This window comes from Pseudoalteromonas sp. S2721 (assembly GCF_005887425.1).
Lineage (GTDB): Bacteria > Pseudomonadota > Gammaproteobacteria > Enterobacterales > Alteromonadaceae > Pseudoalteromonas > Pseudoalteromonas simplex.
On the sequence record NZ_PNCZ01000040.1, the window covers coordinates 54,750 to 68,846 of the forward strand.

At 42.0% G+C, this 14,097-nt stretch carries 14 protein-coding genes; 3 read left to right on the forward strand and 11 right to left on the reverse strand.

Going from position 1 to position 14,097, the window contains the following annotated elements:
* Positions 1-182: 182 nt before the first annotated feature.
* The 10 genes from CWC02_RS15355 to CWC02_RS15400 form a co-directional block, all read right to left on the reverse strand.
* Positions 183-1,277: a flagellar basal body P-ring protein FlgI gene (locus tag CWC02_RS15355; protein WP_054553304.1), complete on the reverse strand. Its 1,095-nt coding sequence runs from the start codon at positions 1,275-1,277 to the stop codon at positions 183-185.
* A gap of 12 nt (positions 1,278-1,289) precedes the next feature.
* On the reverse strand, positions 1,290-1,973 hold the full coding sequence (gene flgH / locus CWC02_RS15360) for a flagellar basal body L-ring protein FlgH (protein ID WP_054553305.1): 684 nt from the start codon (positions 1,971-1,973) through the stop codon (positions 1,290-1,292).
* A 15-nt stretch (positions 1,974-1,988) separates the two neighbouring features.
* Positions 1,989-2,777, reverse strand: coding sequence for a flagellar basal-body rod protein FlgG (flgG, locus tag CWC02_RS15365; protein ID WP_054553306.1), 789 nt, complete (start codon positions 2,775-2,777; stop codon positions 1,989-1,991).
* Positions 2,778-2,798: 21 nt separating this feature from the next.
* The gene (locus tag CWC02_RS15370) at positions 2,799-3,563 is read right to left on the reverse strand and encodes a flagellar basal body rod protein FlgF (protein WP_054553307.1); all 765 of its coding nucleotides are present in this window, start codon (positions 3,561-3,563) and stop codon (positions 2,799-2,801) included.
* A 160-nt stretch (positions 3,564-3,723) separates the two neighbouring features.
* Positions 3,724-5,091, reverse strand: coding sequence for a flagellar hook protein FlgE (gene flgE, locus CWC02_RS15375; RefSeq protein ID WP_054553308.1), 1,368 nt, complete (start codon positions 5,089-5,091; stop codon positions 3,724-3,726).
* A 51-nt stretch (positions 5,092-5,142) separates the two neighbouring features.
* On the reverse strand, positions 5,143-5,826 hold the full coding sequence (locus tag CWC02_RS15380) for a flagellar hook assembly protein FlgD (RefSeq protein WP_054553309.1): 684 nt from the start codon (positions 5,824-5,826) through the stop codon (positions 5,143-5,145).
* 13 nt (positions 5,827-5,839) lie between these two features.
* The gene (flgC, locus tag CWC02_RS15385; RefSeq protein ID WP_036970207.1) at positions 5,840-6,271 is read right to left on the reverse strand and encodes a flagellar basal body rod protein FlgC; all 432 of its coding nucleotides are present in this window, start codon (positions 6,269-6,271) and stop codon (positions 5,840-5,842) included.
* 2 nt (positions 6,272-6,273) lie between these two features.
* The gene (gene flgB / locus CWC02_RS15390) at positions 6,274-6,684 is read right to left on the reverse strand and encodes a flagellar basal body rod protein FlgB (protein ID WP_054553310.1); all 411 of its coding nucleotides are present in this window, start codon (positions 6,682-6,684) and stop codon (positions 6,274-6,276) included.
* A 135-nt stretch (positions 6,685-6,819) separates the two neighbouring features.
* A complete protein-coding gene (locus CWC02_RS15395; RefSeq protein WP_054553311.1) occupies positions 6,820-7,650 on the reverse strand; it encodes a CheR family methyltransferase in 831 nt (276 codons plus the stop codon).
* Between the two features lie 21 nt (positions 7,651-7,671).
* Positions 7,672-8,604 carry a chemotaxis protein gene (locus CWC02_RS15400; protein ID WP_054553312.1) on the reverse strand — a complete coding sequence of 311 codons (933 nt, stop codon included), beginning with the start codon at positions 8,602-8,604 and terminating at the stop codon, positions 7,672-7,674.
* A 142-nt stretch (positions 8,605-8,746) separates the two neighbouring features.
* Between CWC02_RS15400 and flgA the strand changes: the two genes are divergently transcribed.
* The 3 genes from flgA to flgN all read left to right on the forward strand — a co-directional run bounded on the left by flgA (position 8,747) and on the right by flgN (position 10,275).
* Positions 8,747-9,451 (forward strand): flagellar basal body P-ring formation chaperone FlgA, encoded by a 705-nt coding sequence (gene flgA / locus CWC02_RS15405; protein WP_054553313.1) that lies wholly within the window; start codon positions 8,747-8,749, stop codon positions 9,449-9,451.
* Between the two features lie 79 nt (positions 9,452-9,530).
* Positions 9,531-9,851 carry a flagellar biosynthesis anti-sigma factor FlgM gene (gene flgM / locus CWC02_RS15410; RefSeq protein ID WP_054553314.1) on the forward strand — a complete coding sequence of 107 codons (321 nt, stop codon included), beginning with the start codon at positions 9,531-9,533 and terminating at the stop codon, positions 9,849-9,851.
* Positions 9,844-10,275, forward strand: a complete 432-nt coding sequence (gene flgN, locus CWC02_RS15415) for a flagellar protein FlgN (protein ID WP_054553315.1) — start codon at positions 9,844-9,846, stop codon at positions 10,273-10,275. The genes flgM and flgN overlap by 8 nt, the downstream gene beginning before the upstream one ends.
* Positions 10,276-10,422: 147 nt before the next feature.
* Here the strand turns inward: flgN and CWC02_RS15420 are convergent.
* The coding region (locus tag CWC02_RS15420) for a beta strand repeat-containing protein (protein WP_138619207.1) at positions 10,423-14,097 on the reverse strand (3,675 nt) is incomplete at its 5' end.

Here is a 14,097-nt window from a genome sequence, read left to right on the forward strand (position 1 = left end):
ACAATAGTTAATAATGAAAATTAAAATGCAAAAATTGCGCCAATAAAAAACTTTATAAATGAATGGCTAATAACTGATACAGGAATGGAATAACTTCAGGGCCAAGATTTTGACTGATGTTTATATGCTGAACGATTTAAGAATGACTAAAACAAAAAACGCGCTCGACAGCGCGTTTTAATTTAAATGATAACCAGTTGCCCGTTTATCGCCCCCGCTTCTTTTAAAGCTTCAAGGATTGCCATTAAATCACCCGGTGCGGCCCCCACCTCATTGATTGCGCGTACGAGATCATCAAGATTAACACCTGGATTAAATACAAAAGCACGTGAATCATCTTCGTTCACATCAATAATACTTTGATTGGTAACGGTAGTTTCACCATCACTTAAAGCGTTTGGCTGTGACACATTTTGCTGCTCAGCAATCGTAACCGTTAAACCACCATGAGTTATTGCCGCAGGCTGTAGCTTCACGTTTTTGCCAATCACAATTGTACCTGTGCGGGAGTTAACAATAATTTTTGCTGCTGTGTCTGCAGGCTTAAACTCTAAGTTTTCAAGGGTAGATAAATACGCAACACGTTGAGATGCATCTCGCGGTGCTAACACTCGTACTGACGCTGCATCAATTGCCTGAGCACTGTCAGGCCCCACCAAATCATTGATGGTTTGCTCTAGGCGCTTTGCTGTTGTGAAATCTGGGCGATTTAAATTAAAGGTAATATAGTCACCTTGCATAAACGGGCTCTTAATAGCACGCTCTACAATAGCACCGTTTGGAATACGACCCACTGTGGGTGTATTAATAATTACACGGCTACCATCAGCCCCTTCCGCACCTAAACCACCTACAACTAAGCTACCTTGTGCAATCGCATAGGTATTGCCATCAACCCCTTTTAAAAAGGTTTGTAATAAGGTACCACCACGTAAACTACCCGCACTACCAATAGACGAAACCGTAATATCAATGGTTTGACCGGGCTTTCTGAATGCCGGTAACTCTGCATGCACAGCCACAGCGGCAACATTTTTAATCTTAGGTTTTAAGCTATCTGGTAAGGTGATACCAAAACCATTTAACATGGCTTTAAAGCTTTGTTGAGTAAATCGGCTTTGTTCGCCTGTGCCAGGCAAACCAACAACCAATCCATAACCCACTAATTGGTTAGAGCGTACGCCCTCAACCATAGATACATCTTTGACTCGCTCAGCCTGTGCAGAAAACTGCAGGCTAATTAAGCAAAGAGCGATGATGTATTTAAACCCATTCATGACTTTATTCCTCTAAAATGGGAAAAGCGAACTACTAAAGAAACGAGACAGCCAACCTGCACTTTGCGTTTCTTGAATTTGCCCTTTACCTGAGTATTGAATTCGCGCATTAGCAATACGATTGGAAGTTACCGTGTTATCTGCTTGCACATCTTCAGGACGAACTAAACCTTCTAGGCGAATAAATTCTTCACCAGTATTCAAAGTGAGCCATTTTTCACCACGAATAACCAAGTTCCCATTCGGTAAAACACGCATCACATTGACAGAAATATCACCAAATAAGCTATTTGATTGGTTAGACTTTGAATCGCCTTTAAACGATGCCCCTGAGCCAATACCAAACTGAATGCTGTCGCCACCAATGTTAACCGGGTTTCCGCCAAGCCCAATAACAGGGTCTAAACTAGCATCTGTTTCTTTGTCGGTTTCAGTTTTTGCCGCTTTAGTTGCTTGGGTAGACTCTTGCAATTTAACAGTGATGATATCGCCGGCGCGTAATGCCTTTTTATCTGAGTACAAGTCATTTGCCGAATAACTATCAAACAACGAACCTGTTGGTACCACTTGTTCAGTACTTGGTTCCGGATACATAGGCGCATAGTAAGGGTCATCCTGAACCACATGATGATTTTGCGTTGTCATACAACCACCCAGCATCAATGCTGCTGATGTGACTAAGATAATATTACGCATGCTGCCTCCTACCCATTAAAGTTGCTGATTGATGTAACTAAGCATTTCATCAACCGCTGAAATCACTTTTGAATTCATTTCATAAATTCGTTGCGTTTCAATCAAGTTAACAAGCTCTTCCGTTACATTCACGTTAGAGGTTTCAAGGGAACCTTGAACCACAGTGCCTAAACCATCGATACCAGGATTACCTTGCACAGGTGCGCCACTCACAGCGGTTTCTGTGTATAAGTTTTGCCCCATAGGCTCAAGGCCCGATGGATTAATAAAATCACTAATGGTGAGCTGACCGATGACCACGTTCTCTGCTTGACCTGAAATACGCACTGATACTTCACCGTCTTGTGAAACAGTAATTGATTGTGCATCGTCTGGTACGTTCATTTCTGGTTGTAATGGAAAACCCGCGCCGGAAGTTACAATGCGACCATCTTCGTCAGTCGTGAATTGACCATTACGTGAATAGGCAATATTGCCATCTGGTAATTGCACTTCAAAAAAACCTGGGCCTGAGATCATCCAGTCCAATGAATTTTCAGTGGTAAGCATATTACCTTGTGAAAAGTTCTTTTGGTTAGCAACCACTTTGGCACCGGCACCAAGCATTAAGCCTGACGGCATTTCAGTGTCTTGCGACGAGCGGCCACCTGGCTGGTTAATGTTTTGATATAGTAAATCTTCAAATACGGCGCGGCTTTTTTTGTAGCCTACCGTGCTGGCATTCGCGAGATTATTTGAGATCACCGAAATATCGGTTTGCTGGGCGTCAAGCCCGGTTTTACTGATCCATAATGCAGGATTCATAACTCTACCCTCTCAGTCATCTTAAACAATGCGTAACAGCTGATCTTGACGCTCATCGAGCTCTTCGGCTGTTTTCATCAATTTAACTTGTAATTCAAATTGGCGTTGATTGCTGATCATATCGACCATTTCATGCACTGGGTTTACGTTCGACATTTCAAGCGTTCCCGACAATACTTTTACGTTAGGTGAAATGTCACAAAAGCCACAAAGGTCATTGACCAACATGTCTTCTTTTGGTCGAAATAAACCGTCATTGCCTTTTTCAAGCTGAGTGTTATCAGCCTCAATCACTTTTAAGCGATCAACCACTTCCAAAAAGTTAGCAGGCGCACCTTGCGGGCGAACCTGAATAGCGCCATCTTCACTAAACTCAACTTTTTCAATAGGCAATGGCAAAATGATTGGACCACCTTCGCCAATTACTTGACGGCCATGGCTGGTGATCAATGCGCCATCTGGAGTAATGTTTAATGTGCCAGTTTTGGTGTACGCCTCATTGCCGGATGCATCTTGTACGCTCAACCAACCACGGTCGCTCATCGCGATATCAAGCTCACGGCCAGTTTCAACAAAACCACCCGATTCCATATTAGATCCTGGGCGTTCTTGCATAGCAAACACCCTAGATGGCAGACCTTCACCAAAGGCTTGCATAGAGCGAGCTTGTGCAAAATCAGCTTTAAAGCCAGTGGTGTTAGCATTAGCAAGATTGTTGGCCTTGAGCTCAAGACCTCGCAAACTTTGCTTAGCACCCGACATGGCAATGTAGACCATTTTGTCCATAACATTGACTCACTAAAAATACGATAATTAGGAAATGCAATAAAAGTGCCAAAGTAAAATTGACGCTAAAATAGAAGAGAAAAATGAATAGTAAGAATGAAAAAAGGCTGCCAATAGAGGAAGCAGCCTTCGTGTCGGATTAAGCTTAGAACCGTTAAGATTAACGGATCTGTAGGATGTTCTGTTGTAGTGTTGAGTTAACCTCAAGCGCACGTGAATTTGCTTGGAAGTTACGCTGAGCACTAATTAAGTCAACAAGTTCATTGGTTAAGTTAACGTTTGATTGCTCAAGCGCTGATGAGTTAATTGAACCTAGAGTACCTGAACCTGGTTCACCCGCAATCGGCTCACCTGACGTTAAACTCTTCTTCCATGAGGTATCACCAACTTGTTGCAAGCCCTGTGAATTAGAGAAGCGCACCATAGCAACTTGACCTAGGAACGACGTATCTCCATTACTGTATGACGCAACAATTTTACCGTCAGAACCGATATCAATTCCTGATAGACGACCTACAGTCGCACCATCTTGCTCTAATGCTTTTACTTCAAAGTTACTTGCGTATTGAGTTGGAACTTTATTTGCTGTTGCCGCTTCATCACGCCAGTTAATAGTCACATCATCAGGGAAACTTGCACCATTCGAAAGTAAATCAGAAAGGCCTGTCGCAGCACCTAAACCACTCGGTAACGTTAATGGATTAAATGTTGTATCAGTATTCGCTGTACCATCTGTACTTTGTGGTAAGCCACTGGCATCAAACTGAAAAGTTGATAATGGTGTATAAGGTGTTGTGGTTTGCTCAACACCTGTTGCATCAAATGGCTTTTCATCTAATGTAGCGTATACTTCCCACTCATTTTCATTACCAGTCACTGTAGAATCAGTTTTCACAAAGAAGAACTGTAGAATATGCGGTTCACCTAATGAGTCATACACCGTTGTCGATGTAGAGCTGTTATAAGTTGCACTTGTTTCTGGATCGAATGGTGTCACAGTTGGCGCAGAGGCACGTGAATCAAGGTTAAATGACGAATAGACATTCGTGGTTGCACGTGGTGAACCTGATGCATCTGGAATTTGTAGCGCAGAAGATGTACTTAAGCTTACAGAGGTTGTGTCACCGGTTGCTTCATCAACAGGGAAACCTTGTAAGTAATTACCGCTCGCATCCACAATAAAGTTATCTTTATTAAGTTTGAACGCACCAGCACGCGTGTAAGTAAAATCTTGTGCACCTAAGTCATTCGCCATTGCGAAATAACCTTCACCAGTAATTGCTAAATCAAGTGAGTTATTTGTGAAAGAGAGTGAACCTTGGTGGAATTGTTGTGCCACCATTGTTGTCCTTACACCGTCACCATTTTTTGTTTTACCAGAACTAAATACTGATGATGCGTATACATCAGCGAACTCTGCACGAGACTCTTTAAAGCCCGTAGTGTTAACGTTAGCAATATTATTTGCTGTTACGTCTAAATCTTTTTGTGCGGCTGCTAAGCCTGTTAATGCAATATTGAAGCTCATAACTCACCTCTAACCTATCTCTTAGCCTAAGCTAACCCAAACCTTTTATACTTATGCGATTTCAGCTATATCAGTTAGCCTAACCGCACCCTCTTTTGTATTTACGATAATGCCGCTTGCGCCATTAATATTGACACTTTCAATATTCTTAAAGGTCGCCATAGGCATACTGCTGTAGTCTCCATTTACAAAGCCTTCAGCACTGATGTCATACTCGCCTTCAGGGAGCACATTGCCATCGTTATCTTTACCATCCCACTCAAAACGCAGTGCGCCCGCAGACTGAGAACCTAATTCAATGGTTCGTACTAACTGACCTGAAGAATCTGTTATTCTTAGCGTTAAAGATTCAACGGCTGTCTCAGCAACCACCGACCCTTTAGCAAGGTTTTCACCGTCAAAGTCAATGGTGTCAGACTCTAATAACGCTTGCTTACCAACCAAAGTGGAAGCCTGTAACGCAGAATTTGATGTCATTGATGCAGTCAGTGAGTCAAACTTCTCGTTTAAGTTTGAAATACCTTCAGCCATAGTAAAGTTCGTCATCTGCGCGATCATTTGATCGTTATCAGCAGGGTTACTCGGATCCTGGAACGACAACTGCTGTGTTAACAACGAAAAGAAATCTTCCTGAGAAAGTGTGTTGTTGTCTTCCTCAGTTGTTTGCGTATTGCTTTGATTCCAACGCAAGCTATCCATATAGGATGATGATGCAGAGCTGATGTCGTTACTCATAACTTATCCTCGATTACCGTTGTCCTAACAACAGTGTTTTACTTAACATTTGCTTAGCTGCATCAGCAACTTGCACATTTGTTTGGTAAGAGCGAGAGGCAGAAATCATATTTGCCATTTCTTCTACAACATTAACGTTAGGTTTGTAGATATAACCATTTTCATCCGCACTTGGGTGATTCGGGTTATATTCAATTTGTAGCGGCTTATCGCTCTCTACAATACCTAAAACTTTAACGCCTACAGAAGAGCCCTGAGGATTGCTTTGCGATGCTGACGCTTTGGTCAACTCTGCAGCAAAAACAGGATGGCGCGCTCGGTATGTCTGGTCTTGGCTAGAGCTAATCGTGTTTGCATTCGAAATATTACTCGCTGTGGTATTTAAGCGCACATTTTGTGCACTCATACCCGTGCCTGAAATATCAAAAACATTATATAAACTCATGATTAAGCTCCTTGACTACCGAGGGCTTTTTTAAGGCCTTTAATTTTACTACTCATAAATTGCAGGCTTGCCTGATACTCTAATGAGTTCTGTACATACAAGTTTCGTTCCACTTGTATATCTACAGAGTTACCATCGCCTGTATCTGCTTGATTTGGCGTACGAAACATTTCTGCACCGCCAACAAAACGGCTGCCTCCGGCAATATGTTTAGCATCGGTTCTTACCATGCTATTGCCGCCTTGTTGGTTGCTTTTTGCCGCTTTTAATGCCGAGGCAAAATCAATGTCTTTCGCTTTATAGCCCGGCGTATCAGCATTAGCGATATTGGTCGCTAATAACTCAGCGCGTTGTGAACGGATCAACATTGCATGGGGGTGAACACCAAATGCTTTATCAAAACTGATAGCCATAACCATCTCCAAAAAATTGACTCTAGAGTGATTAATGCAAAAGCTAAGCCAATAATGAAGGGGATATTTTACTTACGTAAGATATTGAATAATAGATAAATTTAGCAACCTAAGAGCTAGGTTGCTAAGAAAGGTTTACTTTTTCTGGTAGATGATGCCTGGATTACAACGAACCATCTCAAAGCTATCACTTAAGCCCGCCATTGATTCTGACGCACCTAAAAAGAGGTAACCTTTAGGGTTTAGGGCTTGAGCAAATTGCGAGATAATTTTAGCTTTTACCTCTGGTGAGAAGTAAATGAGCACGTTACGGCAAAATATAATGTCAAACTTGCCCATTAAAGCGTATGAATCCAGTAAGTTAAGGTGTCTAAAGCTGACCATTTTACGTATAGGGTCAATGACTTGAGCCATTCCATTGCCGCTGTCTTTAAAGAACTTTTGACGGCGTTCCATCGACAAACCACGCGCAAGCGCTAGCGAGTCATACTCAGCGTTTTTGCACATATCAAGCATGGTATTAGAGATATCAGTGCCGATTATTTGCGCCCCCATCTTTAATACACCTGGGTTTTTTGACTGAAACTCGGCAACCGACATGGCAATTGAATACGGCTCTTGTCCTGATGAACTTGCCGCTGACCATATTTTTAATGGTCTACGCACATCTTTAAGCTCAGGAAATAATTTCGTTTTCAATAACTCAAACGGATACTGGTCACGAAACCAAAGCGTTTCATTGGTTGTCATTGCATCAACCACAGCGGCACGAAGCTGCCTCTCATGAGGACTCAGTGTTTTACTTACCAACTGCGATAAAGACTCGACATTAAAACGCGCCATAAGTGGAGCGAGACGGCTTTTAACTAAATAAAGTTTATTATCGCCAAGCACAATGCCGCATTGTTGCTCTAAAAAAGAGCGAAATTGATCGTATTCGCTTTGTTGTAAATGCTTATTTTCCAAAGTAATACCACCTATAAACTATTAATCACAATGAACCCATTTTTTTACAGCAGTCGCTAGTTCATCTGGGTTAAATTTAGCAATAAAATCGTCAGCTCCCACTTTCTCAATCATTGCTTGGTTGAATACACCACTTAAAGAAGTATGTAAGATCACATGCAAAGGTGATAATTTTGGATCGGCCTTTATCTCGGCGGTTAAGGTATAGCCATCCATTTCTGGCATTTCAACATCTGAAATTAATAAGCCAACTCGCTCAGTAATATCGTTCTGGCAATCAAGTTGAGCTATTTCTCTTAGTCTTAGTAAGGCCTCTTTGCCATTTTTAGCAAGCTCAGTTTGTACACCAAGTGGCTCAAGCGCTCGTTTTACTTGATTTCTCGCGACAGCAGAGTCATCAGCAATAAAGACGATTCTTTCACCTAAATCTTTCTGGAACTCACCTTCACCAACAACATCTGCGCTAACTTCAGTGTTCACTGGGCAGATTTCATTTAGGATCTTTTCAACATCCAAAATCTCAACCAGTTCGTTTTCTATTTCTGTGACTGCTGTTAGGTAAGAATAACGTCCAGCTCCCGAAGGTGGTGGCATTATTTTTTCCCAGTTCATATTTACGATACGTTCTACACCACCAACCAAAAACCCTTGTACTGAACGGTTGTATTCAGCAATGATGATAAAGCTGTCTTTTATGTTTTCAATTGCAGGACCACCGACAGCCATTGATAAGTCAATAACAGAAATAGTTTGTCCACGAATATGCGCAACACCGCGAATATAGGCATTTGATTTTGGCATGTTCGTAAGTGGCGGGCATTGCAAAACCTCTCTTACTTTAAACACGTTAATACCAAAGCGCTGACGCCCTCTGAGTTTGAATAATAGTAATTCAAGGCGGTTTTGCCCAACCAACTGAGTTCGCTGGTTAACTGAGTCTAAAATGCCTGCCATTTCAATCTCCTAAAGATAAACAATCAGAGCTGGAACAATAATTGCCTTCTTTGTGTTAAAGCTACATAAGGTTACGAAGCGTCTGTTTTTTGACGCAAAATATTTATACCTTGTTTTCAACAATAAGCATAGTCGAAACAATATGAGTTTGTTAAAAAAAAGCCGAAGATACAGTGTTTTTTATTTTCTTTCTAGCCTGTTGTTTGCAACACAACTACAAGCAGAAGTCTATAACAACGAGCAACTTCAACAGATCGCTGTTGATTTTGTGAGTGAACACATGCCTGACTTGAACACAACACCACAGATAAGCGCTTTGCCTCTGGATAGTCGCATTCCTGATAGGTTATGTGAGTCGCCATTAAACAAAGAGTTACCAACAGAGCCTCCTTTTAATCGGCAGGTCACAGTACAACTTAAGTGCCAAGACATAAATAGTTGGACCCAATACGTTCACGTTAGAATTATAGAACTTGAGCCAGTCGTTGTTGTTACAACGAGTCTTACTCGAGGTGAAGTTATTCGTGCCGAACATTTACGCCTAGAAATGAAACCTAAGCAATTTGTTAGAACGCAATACGTACAAGATGAGTCTATACTTATTGGCAGTCGCAGTAAGCGAAATTTACGCGGTGGTACACCTATTGTTATGAGCCAAGTTTGCATGGTTTGCAAAGGCGATAACGTAACTATCTATGCTTCGTTACGGGGCTTAAGGATCAAAACCACCGGAATTGCGCTAGAAGATGGCACGTTAGACGAATTAGTACGTGTAAAAAATAAAAAATCAGGTAAAGTATTAAATGCGCGTGTGGATGGAGTCGAGTCTGTACAGGTAAATATTTAATTTTAACTATTTATGCTAAAGTATCCGCTGTGCCCGCCGATATAAAGGCATAAGTTGGGTAATGTATAGGTCAAAAATTATGGTAAGCAATGTCAATAATGGTCAACAACAGCCTTCTGTGTTGACAAATACCAAGCAAAAAAAGCTTGATTTACAAAAAGATAATGCTAATGCAGCTGCTGCTAAATCAGCCGCACCTAAAGCAAGTGCAGATTCTGTCAGTTTAACACCTCAGGCAAAGCAGCTTAAATCATTGCAAGAAAAAGCAGAGCAGTCTTCTGGTTTTGATAGCAATAAAGTGGCTGAGCTGAAAAAAGCGATCAGCGAAGGTAAATACCAAATTGATGCTGAAAAGCTAGCAAAGAACATCGCTGCATTCGAGTTTGATGTCTATGGCTGATCATAATCATTTAATAGCCAGCAAACTAACACAGCAAGTTTCGTGCTTGGAGTCTATTGCTGCGTTGTTAGATGATGAATTGACAGCCATTGCTGCAAAACGTGGCGAAGGATTAAAGAGTATTGCCCAACAAAAAATTTCTTTGCTCCAACAAATCCAAACCATAGATAAAGAAGTGCAAAAGCTTGTCGCGCACAACGAATCGCAAGATGATGACGTGAGTGCACTTATTAAGCAAGTTAACACTCTCCTAGCAAGCTGCAAAAAGAAAAACGATGTAAACGCCCATGCGGCTCACCAAGCACAGTTAAGTGTTAAACAACTTAAAGATATTCTAATCGGTGCGCCTTCATCGATGACCTACGACCAAGGCGGCAGCGTAATTCAAGGCGATAAAAAAATCGTCCACAATTTGAAAGCCTAAACCCCAATATTATTCTTTTAAAAAAACGCGATAACTAAGTTAGTTATCGCGTTTTTTAATGTTTGCAGAATAATACCAATCCACGATATCACTCAATTAAGCAAGGTACTGTAAGAAAAGCGCATTTCAGCGCTTTTCTTTTATTGATTAAATATCTACAGATTTATTTCCATCTTCGATTAGTTTCTTAATCATGTCCTCTGATTCACTCTGAATATCACTTGCAGGTTGTGAACTTATTGAGTCATTAGGATCAAAAGCTAAACTTTGCTGTTCGCTATCGATATTCAATGCCAGTACCTCACTTTGTTCAGAGTCACTTAAAACATCATCGATTGTTACTTCAAGCGGAGCAGAGTTAGAGTGCAATGTCGGTTCTGTATCCGCTTTAGCTAATATCACGCTTAAATCAATACTTTCACCGAGCTGCTCAGCGCCTGAAGTTGAACTTTCATTTTCTGGTGGCTCTTCAGAGTTCTCTAAGCCTGCTAAAACAGGTTCTTCTCCAAGAGATATGATGCCGCTATCAGGCTCTGATTCAATCACACCTGTACCGACTAAATCGTTAGAGGTGTTCTTGACGATATACTCACCAGTTTCAGTATCAACAATAGCAAAGTAATATTCATTCCCTAAATCAAGAAAAGAAAGCCCTATGCTCCAGTCACCGTCGCTATCAGTTGTGGTGCTTGGCGAAGAACTAAGAACTGAAGCGTCGATAATATTGAGTAAATTAAGGCCGATTAAGTTAGAGCCAATGGCATAAACCTCAGTTCCCGGCTCAGCAGTGCCTTCGGCGAAAGGTAAGAGTAAACCTAATATACCTGGATTATAGTTAGTAACATCAAAAGCATCTAAGCTAGGGTCATTACTATAATCAATACTCGATATAGTGGTTGTATTACCTGCAGCATCTGTCGCAGAGGCCTCAACATATGCGAGAGTTAATAAAGAGACTGACAAATTAAGCACTTGCCAATCACCATTAGCGTCAACGGTGGCTGTGTAAGGAACTCCTATACCACCTCCAATTAGGTAGTTTGTAATGGTAATAACACTTCCTTCAGGCAAATCTGAAGTACCAGAAAGCGATACCAAGTTACCTAATAAGAATGACGGCGTGATTGATAACTCTGGAGCTACAGTGTCAACTTCTCCGCCCGTTTTACTATCAGTTCCTGTGTTACCTGCGGTATCTGTGATGCTTGCAGTGACCGAATACACTCCATCAGCTAACGCTTGACCTGCTTCAACTTGCCAATTGCCACTTGCATCAGTTGTGGTAGTAACTGTATGTTGTAAACCGCCTGCGGCAGTGAACACAATTACTACTGTACTATTTGCAGCATCAGATGTGCCGCTGATAACAGGGGTTGAGTCGTTTGTGAGTATTATACTGCTTTGATCAATGCTCACAATCGGTGCCGTAGTATCAACCGCAGACGTTGTACTTACTGAAACATCATTCCCAGCTGTATCAGTCACAACAGCGGTTACCGTATACTGTCCTTCGGCAAGCGCTTGGGTTGCTTCAACTTGCCAGTTAAGGCTTGAATCAAGCGTTGTTTCAACACTATGACTAACACCTGCTGCATCAACGAAGGTGACAACCACTCGATTACCAGCGACTGCTCCTGTTGCACTGCCAGAAGCGAGCGGTGTTAAATCGGTTGCAACAGCAATCGTGTCTATAACAACATCAGGCGCAGTGATATCTATAATGCCAGACACCGAAGTGGTTGCGCTATTACCTGCAGCATCAGAGATACTGGCTTCAACCGTGTATACTCCTTCAGCTATTGAGGAAGGTAATGCCACAGACCAATTACCTGATGCATTAACAATAGCAGAAGCAGTAACATCATTACCTAAACTATCAGACACAACTAACGTGACAACGGTGCCCTGAGGTGCATCACTGGTACCACTAATTGTTGGTGTAGTATCATTTGTAATTGCTGGTGCATTAACCAAGATTGATGGCGCCGTGAGATCTATCTCACCAACCTTTGATGCTGTTCCAGTTAAACCATTTTCAGTTACACTTGCATCTACCGTGTATTGTCCTTCACTGAGTACAGTAGCAAGCTCAACACTCCAAATACCACCCGTTACAGTTGTAGTTATTGTTTGTGTATTTCCAAGTGCATCTTCAACATTTATTGTAACTTGTGTGCCGTCTACTGCATCACTGGTACCTGAGATGATGGGGGTTGTATCATTTGTAATTGCCAACGTGCCAATAGATACTGTTGGTGCATTAGTGTCTAATGTTGCATTGTCTGTGGCAGTCGTCGTGTTATTTGCAGCATCAGTGATGCTTGCAGTAATAGTAACTGAACCATCGTCAAGTGGTGTAACAACATCAACTGACCAAGTACCATCAATTTGCACTGTAGCTGATAATGAATAAATATTCCCACCGTTAGAAACACTCAAAGAGACTATGCTACCTGCAGGTTCATTACTTGTACCGCTAATTGTAGGTGTAGAATCATTTGTCGTTCCTAAGCTATTAATAGTGAGCGAAGGAGCAAGTGTATCAATAGAACCAGATTCAGTATCACTGCCAATATTACCCGCAACATCCGTTATTGACGCTGTTACAGTATAGTTTCCATCAGGTAACGCGGCTGGTGTAACTTGCCATGTTCCATCTCCCAACACTGTCGCAGTCAGTGTTTGGGTATCACTATTACTGTCTGTAATCGTGACAGATACTTGAGTTCCCGGCGATTCTGTTGATGTACCTGAAATAACTGGCAAACTTGAGTTTCCAATTCCCAATACGTCAAGCAATACAACAGGCGTAACTGTATCAACTGTTATTGATGCTGTTGCAGTTTGCGTGTTGTTTGCATCATCCGTTATGCTAGCCGTAATCGTGTAACTACCATCAACGATGTCGACAGGTACTACAAGCTGCCATGTGCCATCTGTATCAACCGTCGTAGTCAGAGTTTGACCCGCTATTTCAACAACCACTGAACCACCTATCTCATTACTACTACCCGAGATAGTTGGTCGAGCTTCAGCTGTGCCACCAATAGCATTTACGCTTAAAGTTGGTGCTATACTATCCTGTACACCTGTTGTTTGTTCAGTTGTTAAATTACCCACCTGGTCTCGAACCGATGCTGTTACTGTGAATGTGCCATCAGCAAGTTCTGCTGGTACATCAACAGACCAAGTTTGATCGCTTTGCACAGTTGCAGTAAAGCTTTGCGAATCTCCATTAGCGTCTTGAACAGTCACATTAATAACCGTTCCTTGACCCATATCCGTTGTACCCGAGATAGTTGGTGTTGTGTCATTAGTAAGTGCGGCAACAGACACTGTTAGTTCAGGTGCTACATTATCAAAATCAAGGGTGCTCACCGTTGCAGTGTTACCTGCTGCATCTGTTCCACTTGCTGTTACATAAGCTAAATTAAGCAGTGGTACAGTAATATTCGCTAAAGTCCAATCTCCATTCGCATCTGTAATGGCAGTGTATGTTAATCCAATTAATCCACCGACAAGGTGCTCAGTGATCGTGATCACACTTCCTTCTGGTAAGTCTGAAGTCCCAGACAAGCCAACCAAATTACCCAGTAAAAATGAAGGGATCACACGAATGTCTGGCGCTATAGTGTCGACTTCACCACTGTCACTGGCACTGCTGTTATTACCTGCTGCATCACTGATACTAGCACTGACTGTGTAGTTGCCATCAGCTAAGGCTTGCCCTGCTTCGGCGCTCCAATTGCCTGAAGCATCAGTGGTGACTGTCACGGTATGGCTGATACCATCAGCATCCCTAAAGGTCACTGCGAGTGAGGT